This is a genomic window from Streptomyces sp. NBC_00012 (assembly GCF_045040875.1).
GTDB lineage: Bacteria > Actinomycetota > Actinomycetes > Streptomycetales > Streptomycetaceae > Streptomyces.
Genome location: NZ_CP108309.1, coordinates 1,955,830 through 1,979,593 on the forward strand (window position 1 = coordinate 1,955,830; position 23,764 = coordinate 1,979,593).

Below are 23,764 nucleotides of genomic sequence, written 5' to 3' on the forward strand. Positions count from 1 at the left end.
CGAGCGCCGTCCCGCATCCTGGAGTCGCCGTGCAGACCACATCACCCGCCGAGCTCCCCTGGTACCGAGAAGTGAGCGGCACCCAGTGGAAGTCGTTCTTCGCCGCCTGGATCGGCTACGTCCTCGACGGCTTCGACTTCGTGCTGATCACCCTCGTGCTCACCGAGATCAGTGACGACTTCGGGCTGAGCACGGTGCAGGCCGCCAGCCTGATCTCCGGGGCGTTCATCACCCGCTGGCTGGGCGGTGCGGTGCTCGGCGCCATCGGCGACCGGTACGGCCGCAAGCTCTCCATGGTCCTGAGCATCCTGCTGTACTCGTTCGGCACCTTCGCCTGCGGATTCGCCTGGAACTACCAGAGCCTGTTCGCCGCCCGGCTGGCCATCGGCATGGGCATGGCCGGCGAGTACAGCGCCAGCGCCACGTACGTCATGGAGAGCTGGCCCGCGAGGCTCCGCAGCCGGGCCAGCGGCTTCCTGATCTCCGGTTTCTCGGTCGGCTCGGTGCTCGCCGCACAGGTCTACAACTGGGTGGTTCCGTCGCTCGGCTGGCGGTGGATGTTCTACCTCGGCCTGATCCCGATCGCCGTCGCGCTGTGGATGCGGCGGGCGCTGCCGGAGGCCGAGGAGTGGACGGAGAGCGTCGCGGACAAGGGTGCCAAGCCCAATCCGTTCCGGCCGCTGTTCGCGACCCGGGGCCGGGCCGTCGTCAACACGGTCCTGGTCGTCGTCGCCACCGTCTCGCTCTTCCTGGTCTTCACCCCGGGCGGGGCCGGAATGATCCCGGTGCTCTCGGTGGTCGCCGGGCTGACGCTCGCGGCGTTCGCCGTGCAGATGGGCGGGAAGCGCGGCTGGGTGCTGTATCTGTCGATGGTCGTGACGCTGTTCTTCGCGTTCCTGTACTCGTGGCCGATCCAGTCGCTTCTGCCCACGTATCTGAAGACCCAACTCGGCTACTCCACCGACCAGGTCACCGACGTCCTGTACTTCGCGGGCTTCGGAACCATGGTCGGCTGCTGGACCGCGGGCTTCCTCGGCGACCGGATCGGGGCGAAGAAGGCGTACGCACTGACGCTGCTCGCCTCGCTGGCGTTCGTGTATCCGGTCTTCGCCGTGCACGACGATCTGCTGCTGCTCGGCATCCTGCTCTTCCTGCTCCAGGCGACCAGCTTCGGCATCTCCGGGCTGCTGCCCCGCTACATCGGCGGTCACTTCCCGACCGCGAGCAGGGGCGCGGCGCTCGGCTTCACGTACAACGTGGGGGCACTGGGCGGTGCGGTGGCTCCGGTGCTGGGGGCGCATCTGGCGTCCGGCATGGATCTGGGGCAGGCGCTGGCCGTGCTGACCTTCGCGGGCACGGTGATCGTGGTGCTGCTGGTCGGGTTCGACGTACCGGCCCGGCTGAACCGGCTCACCGATCCGGATGCCGAGCGGGACCATCTCGCGGTGGCCGCGGCGGCGGTGCGGGGCGGCACCCCGCACCCGACGGCCGCCGGCTGACCCTCGACGGCCGCGTGAGCGTGGAACGGGCCGGAGCAGTGCCACCCACTGCTCCGGCCCGTCCCGCGCTCACGGCTGTCCTACGGGTAGAAGTGCGTCAGCGACTCGGCCACGCAGGCGGGCTTCCGGGACCCTTCGAGCTCGAAGGTGAAGGCCCGGGTCATCTCCACGCCGCCGCGCGCGACCTCCTTCACCCCGGCGACGGCGGCACGCAGCCGGACCCGGCTGCCGACCGGCACGGGCGCCGGGTAGCGGGCCCGGTTGACCCCGTAGTTGAGGGCGCGGCCCACGCCCTTGACCCTGAGCAGCTCGGCGAACATCGGGATGCCCCAGCTGAGCACCATGTACCCGCGGGCGATGGTCCTTCCGTACGGGCCGGACGCGGCGCGCTCGGTGTCGGTGTGGATCCACTGGTGGTCCCCGGAGACGTCCGCGTAGGCGTCGATGAGTTCCTGGGTGACCTCCTTCCAGCCGGAGTGCCCGAGGTCGCGCCCGTTCAGCGCGAGGATCTCCGGGATGCCGTTCACGGTCAGCGGCATGGCGGCCGTCCTCTCGTCTCTTCTCGTGGGGCGGGTCTTCTCGTCGCGTCTTCTCGTGGGGCGGGTCTTCTCGCGGGGGCGGGGCAGGGAGGTCAGACGGCGGCGGCCGCGGTGCGCGACGCGGCGACGGGCTCCACGGCCTGCTCGTCGTGGTTGGGGCGCTTGAGCAGCAGGAGCATGCAGCCCAGCGTCAGTGCCACCTGGAAGACTGCATAGGCGATGACGGCGGTGATGGAGCCGGTGCGGTTCAGCAGGAACTGGCCGATGATCGGGGTGGTGCCGCCGAGCAGCGTCCCGCAGAGCTGGTAGCAGAGGGAGATGCCGGTGTAGCGCAGGTGGGCCGGGAAGCGGCTGGCGAGCATGCCGGCCAGGGCCGCGTAGTAGAGGCAGTGCGGGATGGTGGCGACGGCGACGCCGAGCATCGCGAGACCGTAGTTCTCGGTGCGGATCAGCAGGAACATCACCGGCATCAGGATCAGCTCGGGCACCAGCATCACGGTCACCGCGCGGGACCAGCTCTTCATGCGGGTGGCGATCAGGGCGCCGAAGGGCTGGACGATGATCTGGGTGATGTTGGCGACGAGGATGATCGTCAGGAACGAGCTGCGGTCGAAGCTGAGCGCCGAGGTGGCCCAGGACAGGGCGAACGTCGACTTGAAGTAGGTGGCCGACAGGCCGATCGTGCAGGCGCCGATGCCGAGGACGATCAGCATGGGCTGGGTGCGCAGGACCTCGGTCAGCGGAAGCTTGACGACTTCCTTCTTCTCGATGAGCTTCGCCATCGCCGGGGACTCGGCGACCTTCAGCCGGACGAAGAGTCCGACGATGACGAGGGCGGCCGAGAAGAGGAACGGCACCCGCCAGCCCCAAGAGACGAACGCGGAGTCGGGCAGCTGACTGATGGCGAGGAAGCTGAGGGTGGAGAGGGTGTTGCCGACGGGCGAGCCCTGCTGGGCGAACGCCCCGTACAGCACCGACTTGCCCTTCGGGGCGTGCTCGGAGGCGATCAGTACGGAACCGCCCCACTCGCCGCCCAGGCCGATGCCCTGCACCATGCGGATGGCGACCAGCAGGATCGGGGCGGCTATGCCGATGGAGGCGTAGCTCGGCAGCAGACCGATCGCAGTGGTCGAGATGCCCATCATCAACAGGGTGATGACCAGGGTCTTCTTGCGGCCCAGACGGTCACCGTAGTGGCCGAAGATGATTCCGCCGATGGGCCGGGCGAGGAAGCCGACCCAGAAGGTCGCGAACGCGACCAGGGTTCCCACCGGCCCGTCCAGCTCGGGGAAGAACACCTTGTCGAAGACGAGCGCGGCCGCCGTCCCGTAGATGTAGAAGTCGAACCATTCGATGGTCGAACCGATGAAAGCACCGAATCCGGCACGGTTCGCGGCTCTTGTGCGCTCTCGTGCGCTGGCGGTGGACGCACTCATTGGTGGCTCCCGTGAACGTCATTGATCGAACGGAGGGCAGGGGACGAGAAACGGATGGCAGGGGACGAGAAGGGGCGTCGCCCGAGACGCCCGGCGCCGCGTGGGGCTCGGGGATGCGTGGGGACGCATCGGTGAGGCCGGGGAGGGGACGGCGGCGCGTGGGTGATGGCGGTTACGGTGCCAGCCGGGACCTGGAGCGGTCCAATACCGAATTACTGGTGCAGTGAGACGTCATGCGTCTCACTGCACCCTGGGCGGCCGAATCTCAGGCCGCGATCCGCTCGAAGACGGCGGCGAGGCCCTGACCGCCGCCGATGCACATGGTCTCCAGGCCGTACCGGGCCTCGCGGCGGTGCAGTTCACGGGTGAGCGTGGCGAGGATACGGGCGCCCGTGGCGCCGACCGGGTGGCCGAGGGAGACGCCGGAGCCGTTGACGTTGATCCGCTGCTCGTGGTCCTTCTCGCCGAGCCCCAGCTCTCGGGTGCAGGCCAGCACCTGGGCGGCGAAGGCCTCGTTGAGCTCGATCAGGTCGAGGTCGGCGAGGGTGAGGCCGGCCCGGTCGAGAGCGGCCCGGGTCGCCGGGACGGGGCCGATGCCCATCGTCGCGGCGGGCACACCGGCGCGGGCGAAGGAGACGAGCCGGACCAGCGGGGTGAGGCCGAGCCGTTCGGCGGTGGCCGCGCTCGTGACCAGGCAGGCGGCGGCCGCGTCGTTCTGGCCGCTGGCGTTGCCCGCGGTGACGGTCGCCTCCGGGTCGGGCTTCGCCATGATCGGGCGCAGCGCGGCGAGTTGTTCGGCGGTGGTGTCGGGGCGGGGGTGCTCGTCGGCGGTGACGACGCTCTCGCCCTTGCGGGTGCGTACGGTGACGGGAACGGTCTCCGCCTCGTACCGCCCCTCCGCCGCCGCCCGGCCGGACCGCTGCTGGGAGCGCAGGGCCAGGGCGTCCTGGTCGGCGCGGCTGATGCCGTACGCGCGCCGGAGGTTCTCGGCGGTCTCGATCATGCCGCCCGGCACGGGGTGGTTGACGCCGCCCGCGGTGACCCTGCCCCGGGCCAGCGAGTCGTGGAGCTGGAGGCCGGGGCCCTTGATGCCCCAGCGGCCCTCGTGGGTGTAGTACGGGGCGGCGCTCATCACGTCGACGCCGCCCGCGATCACGACCTCGCTGAAGCCGGCCCGGATCTGCATCGCCGCGTCGAGCACGGCCTGGAGGCCAGAGCCGCAGCGGCGGTCGACCTGGGAGCCGGTGACGGTCTCGGGCAGTCCGGCGTCGAGCGCGGCGACCCGGCCGATGGCGGGGGCCTCGGCGGACGGGTAGGAGTGGCCGAGGATCACCTCGTCGACGGCGGCGGGGTCGATGCCGGTGCGGGCCACGACCTCGGCGATGACGCGTGCGGCGAGTGCGGCCGGTTTCTGCTGCGCGAACACTCCGCCGAAACGGCCGATGGGGGTACGCAGTGGTTCACAGATGACGACGTCGAGCTGCTGGTCGGGCACGGCGTGACCTTTCGGTGGCGAGGGCGTTTGCCGCCGACCCTTGCACCCGGCGACTGAGTCGGTCCAATATCCAGTTCGCCCTGGTCCAAGACGTGGCGCGTCTCAATTCCCGCCTGCTGCGGTTCGCTCCCCGGCCGGGCCCGTCGGCGTGGGCAGGGCTTCCTCCGCCACGGCGAGCACCGCCCGCAGCGCGGCGGAGGGGTTGTCCGCCCGCCAGGCCAGCGCCGCCTGGAGCCGGATCGGCGGGCCCGACAGGGGCCGGTAGACGAGGCCGTTCTGCTGGATGTGCTGGACCGAGGTGACGGTGAGCGTGACGCCGACACCCGCGGCGACCAGGGCCAGGATGGTGTACGAGTCGGGTGCCTCCTGGACGACCCGGGGGTTGAACCCGGCGGCCTCGCAGGCCCCGACCATCGCGTCGCGCACGGTGGATCCGGTGTTGGCCGGGAAGGAGACGAACGGCTCCTCGGCCAGGACGTCGATGGGGACGCTCTCCAGCCGGGCGAGCCGGTGGTCGAAGGGCAGCGCGCACACCAGCTCCTCCTCGTCGATCACCCGGTACGCCACTCCTGGCTGGCTCACCGGCAGCCGGACGAAGCCCAGGTCGAGCGAGCCGTCGGCGACCCGGTCGAGGGCGACGTTGGCGTAGGTCTGGCCCCGCATGACCAGTTCGAGGGCGGGGTGGGCGGCGCGCACGGCCCGGGTGAGGTGCGGCAGCGTCTCGTGGCTGGAGGCGCCCGCGAAGCCGATGGTGACCCGTCCGTACTCGCCGCGGCCCGCCGCCTTCGCGGCGCGCACCGCGGTGTCGAGGTCGTCGAGAACGGTGCGGACCGGCTGGAGGAAGGACTCCCCCGCGCTGGTGAGCCGCACCGACCGGGTGTTGCGTTCGAAGAGCTGGACGCCCAGCTCCTTCTCCAGCTGACGGATCTGCTGGCTCAGCGGCGGCTGGGCCATCTGCAGCCGCTTCGCGGCCCGTCCGAAGTGCAGTTCCTCGGCCACGGCGACGAACGCGGACAGATGACGCAGCTCCATGCGCGCCCCCCATCAATTCATTAATCAGACGTCTTGATGCGACCTTAATTTGGTATTGGACAGCAATCAATAGCCGCTGACACGGTGGGGCGACGCGCATACCAGGACGCGCCAGCAGAGCCGGAGGAGCACCGTGGCCACGACGGACCGGAAAGACAAGACGATGTCGATGAAGGCGGCTATCGCCGCGTTCGTCCACGACGGCGGCACCGTCTGTCTCGAAGGCTTCACCCATCTCGTCCCGACCGCCGCCGGCCACGAGATCATCCGCCAGGGCCGCCGGGACCTCACCGTCGTCCGGATGACCGCGGACATCATGGTGGACCAGATGATCGCCGCGGGCTGCGTCTCGCGGCTGGTCTCCTCCTTCGTCGGCAACTCCTCCGCCGGGTCGCTCGGCGAACTGCGCCGCCGCGTCGAGACCGGCGACCCGGCGCCGCTCGCCTTCGAGGAGTACAGCCACTACGGGATGATCTGCCGTTACCTGGCCGGTGCCCAGCGGCTGCCGTTCCACCCGCTGCGCAGTTACGGCGGCAGCGATCTGCCGTCCGTCAACAGCGATCTGCGCAAGGTCACTTCTCCTTACCCCGGCCCGGACGGCGAACCCGAGCAGATCTATGTCGTACCGCCGGTCAACCCGGATGTGACGATCATCCACGCCCAGCGCGCCGACCGCAGCGGCAACACCCAGATGTGGGGCCTGACCGGCATCCAGGCCGAGGCGGTGTACGCGGCGGACAAGGCGATCGTCGTCGTGGAGGAGATCGTCGACGACGAGGTGATCCGCTCGGACCCGAACCGTACGCTCGTCCCCGCCCACGCGGTCGACGCGGTCGTCGTCTGCCCGCGCGGCGCCCACCCCTCCTTCGCGCAGGGGTACTACGACCGGGACAACGCCTTCTACCGCGCCTGGTCGCACATCAGCAAGGACCCGCAGCGGCTCCAGGAGTGGCTGGCCGAATGGGTGCTCGGGACGGCCGACCACGCGGAGTACGTCGACAAGCTCGGCGAGGAGTTCTGGGCGGGCCTGGCGGTCGGCGAGGCGCTGAGCCTGCCCGTGAACTACGGACGGCGGCTGTGAAACCACGGGCGGCCGCTGTGACCCGGCGGGCGGGAACGGCGACGGAATCGGGACACGAGAAGGAAAGCGCCATGACCACGACCATCACGACCACCGCCACCGCCTCGTCGCAGCCGACGGACACCCTCACCTCCTCGGAGCTGCTCTCCGTCGTCGCCTCCCGCGAACTGGCCGCGCGCCGCACCGTGTTCGCCGGCATCGGCCTGCCGACGCTCGCCACCGAGCTGGCCCGTCTGACGATCGCCCCTCAGATCGAGGTCGTGTACGAGTCCGGGGTCTGCGGCGCACATCCCTCGCACCTGCCGGAGACCATCGCCGACGCGGTCCTGATCACCGGCGCCGAGGCGGTGCTGTCGATGCCCGCGCTCTTCGGCTGCGTCCTCCAGGGCGGCCACATCGACGTGGGGTTCCTCGGCGCCGCGCAGATCGACCGGTGGGGCAACCTCAACACGTCCGTGATCGGCGACTGGGACAGCCCCTCGGTCCGGCTGCCCGGCTCCGGCGGCGGCATCGAGGTGATGGCCAACTCCCGTGAGGTCTTCGTCGTGATGCGCCGCCACGATCCGCGTTCCTTCACCGAGGCCCTCGACTTCTGCACCACGCCCGGCCCCGACCGGGCGCTGGCCGAGGGCATCCGGCCGCTGGGCGCCGGTGTCACCCGGGTCATCACCGAACTGGGCATCCTGGCCCGCGCGGGCGTCGGTGAGGAGCTCCGTCTGGTCGCCGTCCACCCCGGCGTCACCGTCGAGCAGGTGCGGGCGGCCACCGGCTGGGACCTGAAGGTGGCCGACACCGTCGGGACCGTCCCGCCGCCCACCGCGGCCGAACTCCGGCTGCTGCGTGAGGACGTGGACCCGGACCGCGTCTATCTTCGCTGAGACGGATCACATGTCACACCCGCTCGCTCGGACGGGTCACATGTCACATCCGCCGGCTTGAACAGGTCACATGTCACACCTGTCGACTTGGACAGGTGTGACATGTCACGCCCGTCGATTTGGACAGGTCACATGTCACACCCCGAGAGGACCGCAACCGCCATGCGTATCAGGATCGTCGGCGCCGGGGCCATGGGCCGCGGCATCGCCCAGTGGGCGGCGACCGCCGGACATACCGTCGAGCTGTGCGATGTGCGCACGGAGGCCGTGACGGCCGCCGTGGACTTCGTACGGTCCATGCTCGAACGGGCCGTCCAGAAGGGCCGGATGTCCGCGCCGGACAGCGCCGCCGCCCTGAAGCGGCTGATCCCGCTCGACGACCCGTGGGCTCAGGGCCCGGACGTCGAGCTGGTCATCGAGGCCGTGCGGGAGGACCTCGGCACCAAGACGGAGGTCTTCGGCCGGCTGGAGGAGGCGCTGCCCACGACCGCCGTCTTCGCCACCAACACCTCGTCCCTGTCGGTCACCCGGATCGCCGCCGGGCTGAAGGACCCGACGCGCCTGGCCGGGCTGCACTTCTTCAACCCGGTTCCGTTGATGAAGATCGTCGAGATCGTGCCCGGCTCGGCCACCCGCCCGGAGATCCCGCCGGCCCTCACCGCACTCGTCGAGAGCTGCGGCCACCGCGCGGTCACTGTCGCCGACACCCCCGGCTTCCTCGTCAACCACGCCGGACGCGGGCTGGTGACCGAGGCGCTCGCGCTGCTGGAGGAGACGGTCGGCGACCCGGCGGACATCGACCGGATCGCCCGCGACGTACTGGGCCTGCGGATGGGTCCGTTCGAGCTGATGGACCTCACCGGCCTCGATGTCACCGCCGCGGTGATCGACTCGATCTGGCAGGGCTTCCGGTACGCGGACCGGCTCCGCCCCTCCTACCTCACCCCGAACCGGGTGGCGGCCGGGCTGCACGGCCGCAAGACCGGGCACGGCTGGTACGCGTACGGCCCCGAGGCGCCCGCCCCCGCGCCGGAGCCCCCGGTCACCGGCGACGCGAACCGTCCGGTGTTCGTCCACGGCACCGAAGGACAGGACCGGGACGCGGCCGCGCTGCAGGCCGCGCTGACCGCCGCGGGGGCCGTCGTCGAGACCGGCGACAGGCCGTCCGCCGATGCCCTGGTACTGGTGCCGGTCTGGGGCACCACGGTGGCCGGGGCGGTCGCCGGACACGGGCTGCCCGCGGGGCGCACCTTCGGTGTGGACCCACTGCCCCCGGCCGGACGGCGCCGGGCGCTGGCCGTGACCCCGGCGGCGGACCCGGCCGCCGCGCACGACGCCCGTGCGGTGCTGGCCCGCGCGGCGGAGGGCGACGAGCCGTGGGCGGTCTCGGTGGTGCGGGACACCGCGGGCTCGGTGGCCCAGCGGCTGCTCGCCTCGATCGTGTCGGTCGCGGCGGGGATCGCGGAGCGATCCATCGCCGCTCCCGCCGATATCGACCTGGCCGTCACCGCCGGGCTGGGCTACCCCGTCGGCCCGCTGGCCTGGGGCGACCGGATCGGCGCGGACCGGATGCTGGCGCTGCACCGGGCCCTGCACCGCACGACGGGCGATCCTCGTCATCGCCCGAGCCGCTGGGTCACCGAACGTGCCCAGCTCTCGCTCGCGCTGACGGACCCGGGCACGTCACCCGCCGACTGCACGGCCCGGTAGCGGGGCAGGGGGTGCCGTCGGCCGCCCGCGGCACCCCCGTACGCACCCGACCGGGCCGACGCCCGTTTCACGCAGGTGCCGACGTCCGCTTCGCACAAGAGCCGACGTCCGTTTCGTACAAGACCCGTACCGGGGCCCGGCATACGGTCGGGGCATGACTCCACGCATGGACGCGATCGGCATCGTCACCTCGGATCTGGCCGCATCGCTCACCTTCTACCGCCGGCTCGGTCTCGACATCCCCGCCGGAGCGGAATCCGCGCCCCATGTCGAAGTGACGCTCCCGGGCGGGCAGCGGCTGCTGTGGGACACCGAGGACGTCATCCGCTCGTTCGACCCCGGATGGACCGCGCCCGTCGGCGGGGACCGTCTCTCCCTGGCCTTCCTGTGCGACAGCCCGGCGGAGCTGGACGCGGTGTACGAGGACCTGACCGGTGCGGGATACCGGGGGCAGCTGAAGCCGTGGGACGCGGTGTGGGGGCAGCGTTACGCGACGGTCCTCGACCCGGACGGCTGCTCCGTGTCGTTGTTCGCCGCCAACGTTTGAGGCGCGGCGTCCACCGCTACCGGGCGAGGTAGGCGGTCAGGGTGGTCCCGGCCAGGTCGCGCATCTCCCGGGCGAGATGGGCCTGGTCGGTGCAGCCCGCCTCGACCGCCGCCTCGGCGTACGGCGTCCCTGACCGGGCGAGGGCGAGCGCGCGCTGCAGGCGCAGGACCCGGCCGAGGGTCTTGGGCCCGTAGCCGAAGGCCGCCAGTGAGCGGCGGTGCAGCTGACGGGCGCCGAGGCCGGCCCGGTGTGCGGTGTCCGCGACGGACCACCCGGCGCCGAGCCGGTCCGCGACGTACCGCATCAGTGGGTCCGGCGGTGCGGTGCCGGCCGCCCGGCGCAGCGCGACGGCCTCCAGCGCGGCAGCCGGGTCGGGCGCTTCGGCCAGTTGCTCGGTCAGCACACGGACCCGGTCCGAGGGCCACAGGTCCGCGAGCTCGACACGCCGGTCGCGCAGCTCGTGCGCCGCCACCCCGAACAGCGCGGGCGCGGTGCCGGGCGCGAACCGGATGCCGGCGCACCGCCCGCCGGCCGGGGCGGACGGCGTCGCGGCACGGGTGTCGGGGCCCGCGACGAGCAGCCGTCCACCGATCCAGAGCAGGTCCATGCACCCGTCGGGCAGCACCGGATGGACCGAGCCCTTCGGCATGCTCAGCGTCCACACGATCGCACCGTCGAACCGCGATGTCCGCTCTTCGTACCTCTCGCCCATGCCTCCCACGCTAATCTCGTCGGCGGACGGAATCAGCTTCCCGGGAGCGGTCATGACGGCACTGATGGAGTTCACCACCGACAGCGGTGCGACGGTGACGGTGGAGGTCGACCGGCACACGCAGGGCGCGCAGCTGGTCGCGCTGGGCGACGACAACACCCTGGCCAGGGCCGGGCGCACGTTCGACAGCGCACTCACGGGAATCCGGTCGGCGGCCGAGTCCGCCCTCGCGGTGTTCCGGGACGGCGCCCTGAAGCCGGACGGGGTGGAGCTCGAATTCGGGGTGAAGATCACGGCGGAGGCCGGTGCCGTGATCGCCAAGAGCGCGGTCGAGGGCCATCTGACGGTCAAGCTGTCCTGGTCCCCCGGCACGACTCCGGCGGTACCGGCGACTCCGGCGGTACCGGCGACTCCGGTGACTCCGGCGGAGCCGACCGTTCCGGCCCCCGCGCCCGCGCCGTAGGAGCCGCTCAGTCGCCGGACTCCTCGTCCCGCTTCTCCGCATTCGCCTTCTCCGGGTTCGGCTTCTCCGGCTCCTTGTCGCGGCTCGGTTGCAGCCTGGACTTCACATCGTCCGGCGGCAGGAACTTCGACCAGCGCTCCGGGAACTCGGAGGGCATGTAGGGGCTGGCCCCGTCGTCGCTCCCGTCATCGTCATCGTCGTCATCGTCGTCCCATGCCTGCTCCTGGTTCTCCGCCTGCGTCCGGGCGACGAACTCCGCCGCCTGGGCCGCCCGTACCCGGTCGTTCGCCGCGCGGGCGGCGGCCGTCGCCAGCGAGGGCCACACCCGGTCGATGGCCGCGTTCACCGCCGCTCCGACCAGTACCGCGAACGCGGAGATGCCGATCCACAGCAGCACGGCGATCGGGGCCGCCAACGAGCCGTAGATCGTGGGCCCCTCGACCGTGCTGGTCAGGTAGATCCGAAGCAGGAAACTTCCGAGCACCCACATCGCGAGCGCGACCAGCGCACCCGGCATGTCCTCGATCCACGGCGAACGGACCGGCACGGACACGTGGTAGAGCGTCGTCAGGAACGCGATCGACAGCAGGATCACCAGCGGCCAGTACAGGACGCTTATGAGCTCGGTGCCCCACGGGACGAACTCCACGACCCGGTCGGGGCCCACCACCAGCAGCGGCAGTACGACCGCGCCGAGCAGCAGCGCGACGATGTACAGCAGGAAGGAGAGGAGTCGCGTCTTGACGATCCCGCGCTGGCCGTCGAGCCCGTACATCACGGTGATCGTGTCGATGAAGACATTGACCGCCCGGGAGCCGGACCAGAGCGCGATCGCGAAGCCGATCGAGATGACGTCGGGCCGGGCGCCGGTGGTGACGTCCGCCAGGAGCGGCTTGGCGAAGTCGTTGACGCCCCGCTCGCTGAGCACGGTCTGCGCGGCGTTGAGGATGTTGCGCTCGATGGAGGCGACCGTGGTGGTGCTGGTCCACTCGTCGACGTATCCGAGCAGTCCGATCAGACCGAGGAGCAGGGGCGGCAGGGACAGCAGGGTGAAGAACGCCGCCTCGGCGGCGAGCCCGAGAATGCGGTACTCCATGCACGAGTTGACGGTGTCCTTGAGCAACCGCCAGGCCATCTGCCGCTTGGATACGTTGCGATAGAGGACTCGGGCCCGGTGGAGCCGACCCGGTGGCCGCTCGGGTGTTTCATTTGCTGCCTGCACATCCTTACCGTATCGGCATGGCAGCCACCACCCACACCGTGTCCAATCAGGTACCACCGCTGACCGGCTACGACGTCTTCGCCGCCGACCGGGCGCTCACCGAGGCGGTGCAACGTCACACGTCACCCGGGCTCCTGGCCGAAGTCCGGGGCGAACTCGGCGAGCTGGGCCGCGCCGCGGGCTCCGCGCAGGTGCAGGAGTGGGGTGCGCAGGCGAACGCGAATCCGCCGGTGCTTCGTTCGCACGACCGGTACGGGCATCGCATCGACGAGGTCGAGTTCCATCCGGCCTGGCACCGGCTGCTCGGCCATGCGGTCGGCGCCGGACTGACCGACGCCTGGGGCCGGCCCGGCGGCCATGTACGACGGGCGGCCGGCTTCCTCGTGTGGACGCAGGCCGAGGCGGGGCACGGCTGCCCGCTGTCGATGACGCACGCGGCGGTGCCCGCGCTGCGCACCGATCCGGAGCTGGCCGCCGTGTGGGAGCCGCTGCTCACCTCGTCGGTGTACGAGCAGGGGCTGCGGCCCGCCGAGCGGAAGGCCGGTGCGCTCCTCGGGATGGGGATGACGGAGAAGCAGGGCGGCACGGACGTACGGGCGAACACCACCCGCGCCGAGCCGCTGGCCGCGGCGGGCGAGTACCTGCTCACCGGGCACAAGTGGTTCTGCTCGGCCCCGATGTCCGACGGCTTCCTGGTGCTGGCGCAGGCGCCCGGGGGGCTGACGTGTTTTCTGCTGCCCCGGGTACTGCCCGACGGCACCCGCAACACGTTCGCGATCCAGCGGCTCAAGGACAAGCTGGGCAACCGGTCGAATGCCTCGGCCGAGGTCGAGTTCGACGGCACCTGGGCGCGCCGGGTCGGCGAGGAGGGGCGCGGGGTGCGCACCATCATCGAGATGGTGGCGGCGACCCGGCTGGACTGTGTGGTCGGTTCGGCGGCGCTGATGCGGCAGGCGGTCGCTCAGGCGGTCCACCACTGCGCGTACCGCAGCGCGTTCGGCGGAGTGCTGATCGAGAAGCCGCTGATGCGCAACGTGCTGGCCGATCTGGCGCTGGAGTCGGAGGCCGCGACGGTGCTGGCGATGCGGCTGGCGGCGGCGTACGACGACGGTTCGGAGAGCGAGCGGGCCTTCCTGCGGATCGCGGTGCCCGCGGCGAAGTACTGGGTGACCAAGCGGTGCACGCCGCTGGTGGGCGAGGCGCTGGAGTGTCTCGGCGGCAACGGCTACGTCGAGGAGTCCGGGATGCCGCGGCTGCTGCGCGAGGCGCCGCTCAACTCCATCTGGGAGGGCGCCGGGAACGTGCAGGCGCTGGATGTGCTCCGGGCGCTGCAGCGTGAGCCGATGGCGCTGAACGCCTTCCTCCAGGAGGTCGGCAGGGCACGCGGTGCCGACCACCGGCTGGACCGGGCGATCAAGGACATGCTGACGGAGCTGGCCGATCTGGACGGGATCGAGGCGCGGGCCCGTCGGCTGGCGGAGCGGATGGCGCTGGTGCTCCAGGGGTCGCTGCTGGTGCGGTGGGCACCGCCGGAGGTGGCCGACGCGTTCTGCGCGTCGCGGCTGGGCGGGGACCGGGGTGCGGCCTTCGGCACACTGCCGCACACCCTCGACCTGGCATCGGTCGTCGAACGGGCGCGGCCCGTCGCGCACTGAGTACCGCCCCGGCACAGAGCGGCCGGGAACCGGGAACCGCCCCGGTGTACAGCAACGGAGGGTGGTGCTGCGCCGACACGGCACCACCCTCCATGTTGTGCACACCGAACAGTGGGGCAGGGGCTCCGCCGCGCGGTGTTCCACCACTCTCGTACGGGCCCGTACCCTCTCGCCAGAGTTGCAAAGGGTTGCAACCATTGTGTGGAGTGCGCGGTGCCGGGCCTCTCGCAGCGGCAGGATGGGGCCCGTGGATCGTCGAGCCGGCCCTGGCATGTGGGGGGATACGAGAGTGGAGACCAGCGCCTCCGGGGTGCCCTCGCCTGCTGTCCCGCAGTCCGCCGGGGCCACCCGCGCGATCCACCGGGCCAGGGAGGCCGCGCTCGGCGGCAACCGCCCGGTGGTCGCCCCGCGGGCCGAGATCGGCGCCTCGTGGGACCGGGTGCTGCGCAGCGGCATGGATCCGGACCAGTCCACCGACAGCCTGCTGCTCGATGTGGAGGAGATCGAGCACCGGCGCCGGAGCTCGACGCTGGGCGAGGTGATGCCGCTGCTCAACGACGGCCTGGTCGCCATGGCGGACGCCGCCCAGCAGATCATGGTGGTCACCGATGTGGAGTGCCGGGTGCTGTGGCGCCGGGGCAACGCGGCGGTGCTGCGCCGGGCGGACGATGTCTGTCTGGCGGAGGGCGCGGCCTGGGCGGAGGAGAGCACCGGGACGAACGCGATAGGCACGGCCCTGGTCTCCCGTGTCCCGGTCCAGGTCCATTCCTCGGAGCACTTCGTCCGCACCCTGCACAGCTGGACGTGTGCGGCCTCACCGGTCCGTGATCCGCGCGACGGCAAGGTCATGGGCATCGTCGACATGAGCGGTCCCGCGTCCACGTTCCATCCGACGACGCTCGCCCTGGTCAGCTCGGTGGCCAGGCTGGCGGAGAGCGAGATCAGGAACCGGCACCTGCAGGCGATCGACCGGCTGCGGTCGGTGGCGGCACCGCTGGTGTGCCGGCTGGGCGGCCGGGCCCTGGCCGTGGACACCCACGGCTGGCTCGCCGCGGTGACCGGGATGCCGCCGGTCGACCGGCTGCCGCTGCCCAAGTCGTTACGGCCGGGCCGGGTGTGGCTGCCGTCGCTCGGCATGTGCCGGGTCGAGCCGCTGCCCGGCGGCTGGCTGCTCCAGGTCGCGGACGGGCCCTCGGACGGGGCGCCGCAGCGGGTGGTGCTGGATCTGAGCCGGCCACGCGGTCTCACGGTCAATGTGGTGGGCGCGGTGGGCACCTGGACGCAGCGGCTCTCGCCGCGCCACGCGGAGCTGCTGTACGCCCTGGCGTTGCACCCCGAGGGGCGTACCGCGTCCGAGCTGGCCCAGGACATCTTCGGTGACGCGACCCGGACGGTGACGGTGCGGGCGGAGATCTCACGGATGCGCCGCCATCTCGCCCAGGTGCTCGCGCACCGCCCGTACCGCTTCGGCGAGGACGTCGAGGTGGAGGTGATCCACCCGGACCACCCGGCCGATCTGCTGCCGCACTCGACGGCTCCGGTGGTGGTCAGGGCGCGCGCGGCCGGCTGACGGCCGCCGGATTCCGGATCCGGGCCCGCTCCGTCGGCGGCCCCCTGTCCATGGGTCGGGACCGGCTTTGGCGCCGGCGGCGGGGCGTGGTTCCCTGGCAGCCATGAGCAACCCCGCACGCAGCACTGCCGCAGCCACCACCGAAGTGACCATCTGGTCCCTGGAACAGACCTCCGCCGACGATCTGCGACCCGCCGCGGCCCCGGAGGGCGACGTGCGGATCGTGCGGTCGGAGATTCCGCTTCCCGAGTTCAGCCGGTTCCTCTACACGGCGGTCGGCGGCGACATCCGGTGGACCGACCGGCTCGGCATGACGTACGCGCAGTGGCAGGAGACCCTGGACCGGCCCGGCGTCGAGACCTGGGTGGCGTACGAGAACGGCACCCCGGCGGGTTACCTGGAGCTGGACCCCCAGGACGAGGGCGCGGTCGAGATCATGTACTTCGGGCTGATTCCGGCCTTCCGGGGGCGCCGCATCGGCGGTCATCTGCTCTCGTACGGGGTCGCCCGCGCCTGGGACCTGGCGGAGCGTTGGCCGGAGCGGACGCCGACGAAGCGGGTGTGGCTGCACACCTGCTCCAAGGACGGCCCGCACGCCATGGACAACTATCTGCGGCGCGGCTTCCGGCTCTTCGGCACGAAGGTGGAGCTGGAGCCGGAGGTGGAGACGCCCGGACCGTGGCCGGGGTCCGGGCGGTAGACACGAGGGATCCGGGCGGCAGTGCGGCAGGAGGACCGCACTGCCGCTTCCACCGGCGCCTTCCGGCGACAGACGGGGATTGCGACGACGGACGGGGATTGCGGCGACAGACAGGGGGATTGCGGCCATTACGGACGGGCAGACCAGGACACATTCCGTGACGAGCACCACGGCATCTCACATAGCGGGACACTCTCGTCCACATCTTGGATAGTGGTGGACTGGCCCGAGATTCGCGTGCCACGCTTCCGTCATGCCTGGAACTGGAATTGCCTTGGTGAGTCGACGCCACGTCGACCTCGGCCGCGTGTCCAGCGCCATCTGTCCGGCGAGCTGAGAGTCCCAGCACCGCCGCGATCCCCTTTTTCTCTGCAAACCCTGCGCACCGCCGCGCCTCAGCGCGAGTGTGCAGTTCAGAGCCGCCCTCCTGCAGTCCCGAAGGACGTACTGTCATGGCCGCTACCCCGGAACAGCCTGCGACCACCACGCCCCGCCGCAAGGCCGGACGCCACCGTGGCGAAGGCCAGTGGGCCGTGGGGCACCACACTCCGCTCAACGGCAATGAGCAGTTCAAGAAGGACGATGACGGTCTCAATGTGCGGACACGCATTGAGACGATCTACGCCAAGCGCGGTTTCGACTCGATCGACCCCAACGATCTCCGCGGCCGGATGCGCTGGTGGGGTCTCTACACCCAGCGCAAGCCCGGGATCGACGGCGGCAAGACCGCGGTCCTGGAGCCGGAGGAGCTGGACGACAAGTACTTCATGCTGCGGGTCCGGATCGACGGCGGCCGGCTGACCACCGCACAGCTGCGGGTGATCGGCGAGATCTCCCAGGAGTACGCGCGCGGCACCGCGGACATCACCGACCGGCAGAACATCCAGCTGCACTGGATCCGCATCGAGGACGTCCCGGCGATCTGGGAGAAGCTGGAGGCCGTCGGGCTCTCCACCACCGAGGCGTGCGGCGACTGCCCCCGCGTGATCATCGGCTCCCCCGTGGCCGGCATCGCCGCCGACGAGATCGTCGACGGCACGCCCGCCGTCGACGAGATCCACGACCGGTACATCGGCAACAAGGAATTCTCCAACCTGCCGCGCAAGTTCAAGACCGCGATCTCCGGCTCGCCCGTGCAGGACGTGGTCCACGAGATCAACGACGTCGCGTTCGTCGGTGTGGTCCACCCCGAGCACGGTCCGGGCTTCGACGTCTGGGTCGGTGGCGGGCTCTCCACCAACCCGCGGCTCGCCGAGCGGCTGGGCGCGTGGGTGCCGCTCGACGAGGTTCCCGACGTCTGGGCCGGAGTCGTCGGCATCTTCCGCGACTACGGGTACCGGCGGCTGCGCAACCGCGCCCGGCTGAAGTTCCTGATGGCCGACTGGGGCCCGGCGAAGTTCCGCCAGGTGCTGGAGGACGAGTACCTGAAGCGTCCGCTGGCCGACGGCCCCGCGCCCGAGCAGCCCAGCAGCCGCTGGCGCGACCACGTGGGCGTGCACCAGCAGCAGGACGGCCGCTTCTACGTCGGTTTCGCGCCCCGGGTCGGCCGGGTGGACGGCTCCACGCTGGCCAAGATCGCCGACCTGGCCGCCGCGCACGGCTCGGATCGGCTGCGGACCACCGTCGAGCAGAAGATGATCATCCTCGACGTGGCGCAGGACCAGGTGGACTCCCTGGTCGCCGGGCTGGAGGCGCTCGACTTCCAGGTGCGGCCCTCGCCGTTCCGGCGCGGCACGATGGCCTGCACCGGCATCGAGTTCTGCAAGCTGGCGATCGTCGAGACGAAGGCGCGCGGTGCCGCGCTGATCGACGAACTGGAGGCCCGCCTCCCGGACTTCGACGAGCCGCTCACCATCAACATCAACGGCTGCCCCAACGCGTGCGCCCGCATCCAGACCGCCGACATCGGGCTCAAGGGCCAGCTGGTCCTGGACGACGACGGCAACCAGGTCGAGGGCTATCAGGTGCACCTGGGCGGCGCACTCGGCCTGGAGGCCGGGTTCGGCCGCAAGGTCCGTGGCCTGAAGGTCACTTCGGCCGAGCTGCCCGACTACGTCGAGCGGGTCCTGGGCCACTACCTGGAGGAGCGCGAGGACGGCGAGCGGTTCGCGACCTGGGCGGCGCGGGCCGGTGCGGAGTCGCTGTCATGAGCGAGCGCGCCGCACCGTTCTACTGCCCGTACTGCGGGGACGAGGACCTGCGCCCGCACGAGAGCGGCCACGGCGCCTGGGAATGCGCCTCCTGCAACCGCGCGTTCCAGCTCAAGTTCCTGGGTCTGCTGACCCGGGGACTGCAGCGCAACGACGTTGAAGGGGACGGGACATGACGGAGACTCTGCGGACCGAAGACCTTGAGACCCTGGCCGCGCGGGCGGGCCGGGAGCTGGAGGACGCCTCCGCGGCGGAGATCCTGCAGTGGGCCGCCGACACCTTCGGCGGGAAGTTCTGCGTCACCTCTTCCATGGAGGACGCGGTCGTCGCGCATCTCGCCTCGCGGGTCTTCCCCGGCGTCGACGTGGTCTTCCTCGACACCGGCTACCACTTCCCGGAGACGATCGGCACCCGGGACGCGGTCGAGGCGGTGATGGACGTCAACGTCATCACGCTGACCCCCCGGCAGACGGTGGCCGAGCAGGACGCCGAGTACGGGCCGAAGCTGCACGACCGGGACCCCGACCTGTGCTGCGCGCTGCGCAAGGTCAAGCCGCTCCAGGAGGGCCTGACCGGGTACACGGCCTGGGCGACCGGGCTGCGCCGCGACGAGTCCCCCACCCGGGCGAACACCCCGGTTGTCGGCTGGGATGCGAAGCGGCGGAAGGTGAAGGTCTCGCCGATCGCCCGCTGGACGCAGGACGACGTCGACGCGTACGTCGCGGAGCACGGCGTACTCACCAACCCACTGCTGATGGACGGTTACGCCTCCGTGGGCTGCGCCCCCTGCACCCGCCGGGTGCTGGAGGGCGAGGACGCCCGCGCCGGACGCTGGGCCGGCCGCGGCAAGACCGAGTGCGGGCTGCACGACTGATGACGACTGATCAGGAGACTTCGATGAGCGTGACGGAGACGGGAGCCACCATCTGGCTGACCGGTCTGCCGAGCGCGGGCAAGACCACCATCGCGTACGAACTCGCCGGGCGGCTGCGCGGCGAGGGCCACCGCGTGGAGGTGCTCGACGGGGACGAGATCCGGGAGTTCCTCTCCGCGGGTCTCGGCTTCTCCCGCGAGGACCGCCACACCAACGTCCAGCGGATCGGCTTCGTCGCCGAGCTGCTGGCGGCCAATGGCGTGAAGGTGCTTGTCCCGGTCATCGCCCCGTACGCGGACAGCCGGGACGCGGTGCGGGGGCGGCACCAGACCGAGGGCACCGCGTACCTGGAGGTGCATGTCGCGACCCCGGTCGAGGTGTGCTCCGAACGCGATGTGAAGGGTCTGTACGCCAAGCAGGCGGCGGGCGAGATCAGCGGCCTCACCGGGGTCGACGACCCGTACGAGGCACCCGAGTCGCCGGACCTGCGGATCGAGTCGCACCAACAGACCGTGCAGGAGTCCGCGGCGGAGCTGTACGCGCTGCTGAGCGAGAGGGGTGCGGCATGACGACCGTCGCGACCGTGTCGGAGGGCACCGGCAATCCGTACGCACTCAGCCATCTGGACTCCCTGGAGTCCGAGGCCGTGCACATCTTCCGCGAGGTGGCGGGCGAGTTCGAGCGGCCGGTGATCCTGTTCTCCGGCGGCAAGGACTCCATCGTGATGCTGCATCTGGCGCTCAAGGCGTTCGCGCCCGCGCCGGTGCCGTTCACCCTGCTGCACGTGGACACCGGGCACAACTTCCCCGAGGTTCTGGAGTACCGCGACCGCACGGTGGCCCGGCACGGGCTGCGGCTCCATGTCGCCTCCGTGCAGGAGTACATCGACGCCGGGAAGCTCCGCGAGCGCCCGGACGGCACCCGCAATCCGCTGCAGACCGTGCCGTTGACCGAGGCGATCCAGCAGCACCGCTTCGACGCCGTGTTCGGCGGCGGGCGCCGCGACGAGGAGAAGGCGCGCGCCAAGGAGCGGGTCTTCTCGCTGCGCGACGAGTTCTCCCAGTGGGACCCGCGCCGCCAGCGCCCCGAGCTGTGGCAGCTGTACAACGGCCGGCACGCCCCCGGTGAGCACGTCCGGGTCTTCCCGATCTCCAACTGGACCGAGCTGGACGTCTGGCAGTACATCGCCCGCGAGTCCATCGAGCTCCCGCAGATCTACTTCGCCCACGAGCGCGAGGTCTTCAACCGCAACGGAATGTGGCTGACCGCCGGCGACTGGGGCGGTCCCAAGGACCACGAGAGCGTCGAGACCCGGCAGGTGCGCTACCGCACGGTCGGCGACATGTCGTGCACCGGCGCCGTCGACTCGGACGCCACGACGCTGGACGACGTGATCACCGAGATCGCCGCCTCCCGGCTCACCGAGCGGGGCGCGACGCGTGCCGACGACAAGATGTCCGAGGCCGCGATGGAAGACCGTAAGCGCGAGGGGTACTTCTAAATGACCAGCACAGCCGAGCAGTTGTCGACCACCACCCTGCTGCGGTTCGCCACCGCGGGGTCCGTCGACGACGGCAAGTCCACCCTCGTGGGACGTCTGCTGCACGACTCCAAGTCGGTCCTCACCGACCAGTTGGAGGCCGTCGAGCACGCCTCGCGCAGCCGGGGCCAGGAGGCGCCCGACCTGGCGCTGCTGACCGACGGGCTGCGGGCCGAGCGCGAGCAGGGCATCACCATCGACGTCGCCTACCGCTACTTCGCGACGCCGCGCCGCCGGTTCATCCTGGCCGACACCCCGGGCCACGTTCAGTACACCCGGAACATGGTGACCGGCGCCTCGACGGCCGAGCTGGCCGTCGTGCTGGTCGACGCCCGCAACGGGGTCGTCGAGCAGACCCGCCGCCATGCCGCCGTCGCGGCGCTGCTGCGGGTGCCCCATGTGGTGCTGGCCGTCAACAAGATGGACCTGGTCGACTACGCGGAGCCGGTGTTCGCCGCGATCGCCGAGGAGTTCACCGCGTACGCCGCCTCGCTGGGCGTCCCGGAGATCACTGCGATCCCGATCTCCGCGCTGGCCGGTGACAACGTCGTGGAGCCGTCCGCGCACATGGACTGGTACGGCGGGCCGACGGTCCTGGAACACCTGGAGACGGTGCCGGTCAGCCACGACCTCACCGCCTGCCACGCCCGCTTCCCGGTCCAGTACGTGATCCGGCCGCAGACCGCGGAGCACCCCGACTACCGGGGCTACGCGGGCCAGATCGCCGCCGGCGCGTTCCGGGTGGGCGAGGCCGTCACCGTCCTGCCGTCCGGCCATACGTCGACGATCGCCGGGATCGACGCGCTCGGCGAGAGCGTGGACATCGCCTGGGCGCCCCAGTCGGTGACCATCCGGCTGGCCGACGACATCGACATCTCGCGCGGCGACCTGATCGCACCGGCCGACGACGCTCCGGCGGTCACCCAGGACGTCGAGGCGACCGTCTGCCACGTCGCCGACCAGCCGCTCGCCGTGGGCCAGCGGGTGCTGCTCAAGCACACCACCCGCACGGTCAAGGCGATCGTCAAGGACATCCCCTCGCGCCTGACGCTCGACGACCTGTCCCAGCACCCGGCGCCCGGACAGCTCGTCGCCAACGACATCGGCCGGGTCGTCGTCCGTACCGCGGAGCCGCTCGCGCTCGACGCGTACGCGGACTCCCGGCGCACCGGATCGTTCCTGCTGATCGACCCGGCGGACGGCACCACGCTGTCGGCCGGCATGGCGGGCGCCTCGTTCGCCGCCGTGGCCGAGCCCGGTGCGGCGGCCGCGGACGACGCCGAGTGGGACTTCTGATGACCATCGACATCTTCTCCACGTTCGCGAAGGAGGGCGGCCGCATCGGCAGCGGTGCCCTCGGCAGCGGGCAGGGCGGGGTCGCGCGATGTGCGCGATGACGTACGCGCACTGCCTGCGCGCCCACCCGCACCACCCGCACCGCCAGTTCAGACGAAGACCTGCCGACCTCCCGGCCGCGTCCCCGTAAGCATCCAGGGGACGCGGGCACCGGGCCAACGAGAGGAAAACCTCCCGTGCCTGCCCCCCGTACCACTCCGCGCCGCGCCCTCGCCGCCGTCGCCGCCCTGCCGCTGCTCGCCCTCGCGCTCACCGCCTGCGGCTACGGCTCCGAGGCGAAACAGGACGACGTCAAGGCGGCGGACGCCCCGACCGGCGGCAAGAAGCTCTCCACGGACACCGTGAAGATCGGCTACTTCCCGAACCTCACCCACGCCACGGCCCTGGTCGGTATCCAGGAGGGCATCATCGCCAAGGAGCTCGGCTCCACCGCGGTCAAGCCGTCCACGTTCAACGCCGGTCCGTCCGAGATCGAGGCGCTCAACGCGGGCTCGATCGACATCGGCTTCATCGGCCCCTCCCCCGCCATCAACGGCTTCACCAAGTCCAAGGGCAAGAGCCTGCGGATCATCGGCGGTTCGGCGTCCGGCGGGGTGAAGCTGGTCGTCGACCCGAAGAAGATCAAGACCCTGGACGACCTCAAGGGCAAGAAGATCGCCACCCCGCAGCTCGGCAACACCCAGGACGTGGCCTTCCTCAACTGGATCTCCGAGAAGGGCTGGAAGGTCGACGCCAACAGCGGCAAGGGCGACGTCTCCGTGGTCCGTACGGACAACAAGGTGACGCCGGACGCCTACCGTTCGGGTTCCATCGACGGTGCCTGGGTGCCCGAGCCGACCGCCTCCAAGCTGGTCGCCCAGGGCGCGAAGGAACTGCTCGACGAGTCGACGCTGTGGCCCGACAAGAAGTTCGTGATCACGAACATCATCGTGTCGCAGAAGTTCCTCGCCGAACACCCGGATGTCGTGGAGGCGGTGCTGCGCGGCACGGTCGCCACCAACGCCTGGATCAACGCCAACCCGGACAAGGCGAAGGCCTCCGCGAACACCGCGCTCAAGGAGCTGAGCGGCAAGGAACTGCCGGCCGAGATCCTCGACCCGGCGTGGAAGTCCGTCCAGTTCATCGACGACCCGCTGGCCGCCACGCTCGACGCCGAGGCCGAGCACGCGGTGAAGGCCGGTCTGCTGGAGCAGCCGGACCTGAAGGGCATCTACGACCTGAAGCCGCTGAACACGATCCTCAAGGCCGCGGGCAAGCCCGAGGTCGCCGACGCCGGTCTCGGCGTCAAGTAAGCGCGTCCGGCAC

General features: G+C 71.0%; 23 protein-coding genes. 17 read left to right on the plus strand and 6 right to left on the minus strand.

Annotation, left to right across the window (positions count from 1 at the left end; all coding sequences use genetic code 11):
• Positions 1-29 precede the first annotated feature (29 nt).
• Positions 30-1,499, plus strand: coding sequence for a sialate:H+ symport family MFS transporter (locus tag OHA19_RS09105; RefSeq protein WP_405717668.1), 1,470 nt, complete (start codon positions 30-32; stop codon positions 1,497-1,499).
• A gap of 80 nt (positions 1,500-1,579) precedes the next feature.
• Here the strand turns inward: OHA19_RS09105 and OHA19_RS09110 are convergent, their stop codons facing one another.
• From OHA19_RS09110 to OHA19_RS09125, 4 genes are all read right to left on the minus strand, one after another.
• The gene (locus tag OHA19_RS09110) at positions 1,580-2,038 is read right to left on the minus strand and encodes a MaoC family dehydratase (protein ID WP_405749860.1); all 459 of its coding nucleotides are present in this window, start codon (positions 2,036-2,038) and stop codon (positions 1,580-1,582) included.
• Between the two features lie 92 nt (positions 2,039-2,130).
• The gene (locus tag OHA19_RS09115; RefSeq protein WP_405717664.1) at positions 2,131-3,474 is read right to left on the minus strand and encodes an MFS transporter; all 1,344 of its coding nucleotides are present in this window, start codon (positions 3,472-3,474) and stop codon (positions 2,131-2,133) included.
• Between the two features lie 265 nt (positions 3,475-3,739).
• Complete coding sequence (locus tag OHA19_RS09120) at positions 3,740-4,969, minus strand: acetyl-CoA C-acetyltransferase (protein WP_405749861.1); 1,230 nt, start codon at positions 4,967-4,969, stop codon at positions 3,740-3,742.
• Positions 4,970-5,071: 102 nt separating this feature from the next.
• Complete coding sequence (locus OHA19_RS09125; RefSeq protein WP_405717660.1) at positions 5,072-6,001, minus strand: LysR family transcriptional regulator; 930 nt, start codon at positions 5,999-6,001, stop codon at positions 5,072-5,074.
• Positions 6,002-6,164: 163 nt separating this feature from the next.
• On the opposite strand from OHA19_RS09125, the gene OHA19_RS09130 reads away from it, so the two are divergent.
• From OHA19_RS09130 to OHA19_RS09145, 4 genes are all read left to right on the plus strand, one after another.
• Positions 6,165-7,082 (plus strand): CoA transferase subunit A, encoded by a 918-nt coding sequence (locus OHA19_RS09130; protein WP_405721961.1) that lies wholly within the window; start codon positions 6,165-6,167, stop codon positions 7,080-7,082.
• A gap of 71 nt (positions 7,083-7,153) precedes the next feature.
• Entirely contained in the window at positions 7,154-7,960 is an 807-nt protein-coding gene (locus tag OHA19_RS09135; RefSeq protein ID WP_405717658.1) for a CoA-transferase subunit beta, read from the plus strand.
• Positions 7,961-8,122: 162 nt separating this feature from the next.
• Complete coding sequence (locus OHA19_RS09140; RefSeq protein ID WP_405749862.1) at positions 8,123-9,670, plus strand: 3-hydroxyacyl-CoA dehydrogenase; 1,548 nt, start codon at positions 8,123-8,125, stop codon at positions 9,668-9,670.
• A gap of 154 nt (positions 9,671-9,824) precedes the next feature.
• On the plus strand, positions 9,825-10,217 hold the full coding sequence (locus OHA19_RS09145) for a VOC family protein (RefSeq protein WP_405749864.1): 393 nt from the start codon (positions 9,825-9,827) through the stop codon (positions 10,215-10,217).
• Between the two features lie 16 nt (positions 10,218-10,233).
• On the opposite strand, the gene OHA19_RS09150 is transcribed toward OHA19_RS09145, so the two are convergent.
• Positions 10,234-10,929: a DUF6597 domain-containing transcriptional factor gene (locus tag OHA19_RS09150; RefSeq protein WP_405717650.1), complete on the minus strand. Its 696-nt coding sequence runs from the start codon at positions 10,927-10,929 to the stop codon at positions 10,234-10,236.
• A 52-nt stretch (positions 10,930-10,981) separates the two neighbouring features.
• Here OHA19_RS09150 and OHA19_RS09155 point away from each other — a divergent pair, with 52 nt between their 5' ends.
• Positions 10,982-11,392, plus strand: coding sequence for a CU044_2847 family protein (locus tag OHA19_RS09155; protein WP_405749865.1), 411 nt, complete (start codon positions 10,982-10,984; stop codon positions 11,390-11,392).
• Positions 11,393-11,399: 7 nt separating this feature from the next.
• On the opposite strand, the gene OHA19_RS09160 is transcribed toward OHA19_RS09155, so the two are convergent.
• On the minus strand, positions 11,400-12,527 hold the full coding sequence (locus OHA19_RS09160; protein ID WP_405749866.1) for a YihY/virulence factor BrkB family protein: 1,128 nt from the start codon (positions 12,525-12,527) through the stop codon (positions 11,400-11,402).
• A 104-nt stretch (positions 12,528-12,631) separates the two neighbouring features.
• Here OHA19_RS09160 and OHA19_RS09165 point away from each other — a divergent pair, with 104 nt between their 5' ends.
• The 11 genes from OHA19_RS09165 (at position 12,632) to OHA19_RS09215 (ending at position 23,751) form a co-directional block, all read left to right on the plus strand.
• The gene (locus OHA19_RS09165) at positions 12,632-14,269 is read left to right on the plus strand and encodes an acyl-CoA dehydrogenase family protein (protein WP_405717646.1); all 1,638 of its coding nucleotides are present in this window, start codon (positions 12,632-12,634) and stop codon (positions 14,267-14,269) included.
• Positions 14,270-14,540: 271 nt separating this feature from the next.
• Entirely contained in the window at positions 14,541-15,839 is a 1,299-nt protein-coding gene (locus OHA19_RS09170) for a GAF domain-containing protein (RefSeq protein WP_405721956.1), read from the plus strand.
• Positions 15,840-15,942: 103 nt separating this feature from the next.
• Entirely contained in the window at positions 15,943-16,539 is a 597-nt protein-coding gene (locus OHA19_RS09175) for a GNAT family N-acetyltransferase (RefSeq protein ID WP_405717644.1), read from the plus strand.
• Positions 16,540-16,792: 253 nt separating this feature from the next.
• Positions 16,793-16,876: a putative leader peptide gene (locus tag OHA19_RS09180; protein WP_317864749.1), complete on the plus strand. Its 84-nt coding sequence runs from the start codon at positions 16,793-16,795 to the stop codon at positions 16,874-16,876.
• 115 nt (positions 16,877-16,991) lie between these two features.
• Entirely contained in the window at positions 16,992-18,689 is a 1,698-nt protein-coding gene (locus OHA19_RS09185; protein WP_405717641.1) for a nitrite/sulfite reductase, read from the plus strand.
• The gene (locus tag OHA19_RS09190) at positions 18,686-18,865 is read left to right on the plus strand and encodes a hypothetical protein (protein WP_266687983.1); all 180 of its coding nucleotides are present in this window, start codon (positions 18,686-18,688) and stop codon (positions 18,863-18,865) included. Before OHA19_RS09185 ends, OHA19_RS09190 begins: the two co-directional genes overlap by 4 nt.
• Positions 18,862-19,563: a phosphoadenylyl-sulfate reductase gene (locus OHA19_RS09195; RefSeq protein WP_405717637.1), complete on the plus strand. Its 702-nt coding sequence runs from the start codon at positions 18,862-18,864 to the stop codon at positions 19,561-19,563. Before OHA19_RS09190 ends, OHA19_RS09195 begins: the two co-directional genes overlap by 4 nt.
• Before the next feature lie 23 nt (positions 19,564-19,586).
• On the plus strand, positions 19,587-20,132 hold the full coding sequence (gene cysC, locus OHA19_RS09200) for an adenylyl-sulfate kinase (RefSeq protein WP_405717635.1): 546 nt from the start codon (positions 19,587-19,589) through the stop codon (positions 20,130-20,132).
• Entirely contained in the window at positions 20,129-21,064 is a 936-nt protein-coding gene (gene cysD, locus OHA19_RS09205) for a sulfate adenylyltransferase subunit CysD (RefSeq protein WP_405717633.1), read from the plus strand. Before cysC ends, cysD begins: the two co-directional genes overlap by 4 nt.
• Entirely contained in the window at positions 21,065-22,399 is a 1,335-nt protein-coding gene (locus OHA19_RS09210) for a sulfate adenylyltransferase subunit 1 (protein ID WP_405749868.1), read from the plus strand.
• 236 nt (positions 22,400-22,635) lie between these two features.
• Positions 22,636-23,751 (plus strand): aliphatic sulfonate ABC transporter substrate-binding protein, encoded by a 1,116-nt coding sequence (locus OHA19_RS09215; protein WP_405717629.1) that lies wholly within the window; start codon positions 22,636-22,638, stop codon positions 23,749-23,751.
• Positions 23,752-23,764 lie beyond the last annotated feature (13 nt).

Excerpts from the sequence above, each read along its gene's own strand:
- OHA19_RS09110 (WP_405749860.1), bottom strand. The coding sequence starts at position 2,038 with ATGCCGCTGACCGTGAACGGCATCCCGGAGATCCTCGCGCTGAACGGG.
- OHA19_RS09115 (WP_405717664.1), bottom strand. The coding sequence starts at position 3,474 with ATGAGTGCGTCCACCGCCAGCGCACGAGAGCGCACAAGAGCCGCGAAC.
- OHA19_RS09125 (WP_405717660.1), bottom strand. The coding sequence starts at position 6,001 with ATGGAGCTGCGTCATCTGTCCGCGTTCGTCGCCGTGGCCGAGGAACTG.
- OHA19_RS09130 (WP_405721961.1), top strand. The coding sequence starts at position 6,165 with ATGTCGATGAAGGCGGCTATCGCCGCGTTCGTCCACGACGGCGGCACC.
- OHA19_RS09135 (WP_405717658.1), top strand. The coding sequence starts at position 7,154 with ATGACCACGACCATCACGACCACCGCCACCGCCTCGTCGCAGCCGACG.
- OHA19_RS09140 (WP_405749862.1), top strand. The coding sequence starts at position 8,123 with ATGCGTATCAGGATCGTCGGCGCCGGGGCCATGGGCCGCGGCATCGCC.
- OHA19_RS09145 (WP_405749864.1), top strand. The coding sequence starts at position 9,825 with ATGACTCCACGCATGGACGCGATCGGCATCGTCACCTCGGATCTGGCC.
- OHA19_RS09150 (WP_405717650.1), bottom strand. The coding sequence starts at position 10,929 with ATGGGCGAGAGGTACGAAGAGCGGACATCGCGGTTCGACGGTGCGATC.
- OHA19_RS09155 (WP_405749865.1), top strand. The coding sequence starts at position 10,982 with ATGACGGCACTGATGGAGTTCACCACCGACAGCGGTGCGACGGTGACG.
- OHA19_RS09160 (WP_405749866.1), bottom strand. The coding sequence starts at position 12,527 with ATGGCCTGGCGGTTGCTCAAGGACACCGTCAACTCGTGCATGGAGTAC.
- OHA19_RS09165 (WP_405717646.1), top strand. The coding sequence starts at position 12,632 with ATGGCAGCCACCACCCACACCGTGTCCAATCAGGTACCACCGCTGACC.
- OHA19_RS09170 (WP_405721956.1), top strand. The coding sequence starts at position 14,541 with ATGTGGGGGGATACGAGAGTGGAGACCAGCGCCTCCGGGGTGCCCTCG.
- OHA19_RS09175 (WP_405717644.1), top strand. The coding sequence starts at position 15,943 with ATGAGCAACCCCGCACGCAGCACTGCCGCAGCCACCACCGAAGTGACC.
- OHA19_RS09180 (WP_317864749.1), top strand. The coding sequence starts at position 16,793 with ATGCCTGGAACTGGAATTGCCTTGGTGAGTCGACGCCACGTCGACCTC.
- OHA19_RS09185 (WP_405717641.1), top strand. The coding sequence starts at position 16,992 with ATGGCCGCTACCCCGGAACAGCCTGCGACCACCACGCCCCGCCGCAAG.
- OHA19_RS09190 (WP_266687983.1), top strand. The coding sequence starts at position 18,686 with ATGAGCGAGCGCGCCGCACCGTTCTACTGCCCGTACTGCGGGGACGAG.
- OHA19_RS09195 (WP_405717637.1), top strand. The coding sequence starts at position 18,862 with ATGACGGAGACTCTGCGGACCGAAGACCTTGAGACCCTGGCCGCGCGG.
- cysC (WP_405717635.1), top strand. The coding sequence starts at position 19,587 with ATGAGCGTGACGGAGACGGGAGCCACCATCTGGCTGACCGGTCTGCCG.
- cysD (WP_405717633.1), top strand. The coding sequence starts at position 20,129 with ATGACGACCGTCGCGACCGTGTCGGAGGGCACCGGCAATCCGTACGCA.
- OHA19_RS09210 (WP_405749868.1), top strand. The coding sequence starts at position 21,065 with ATGACCAGCACAGCCGAGCAGTTGTCGACCACCACCCTGCTGCGGTTC.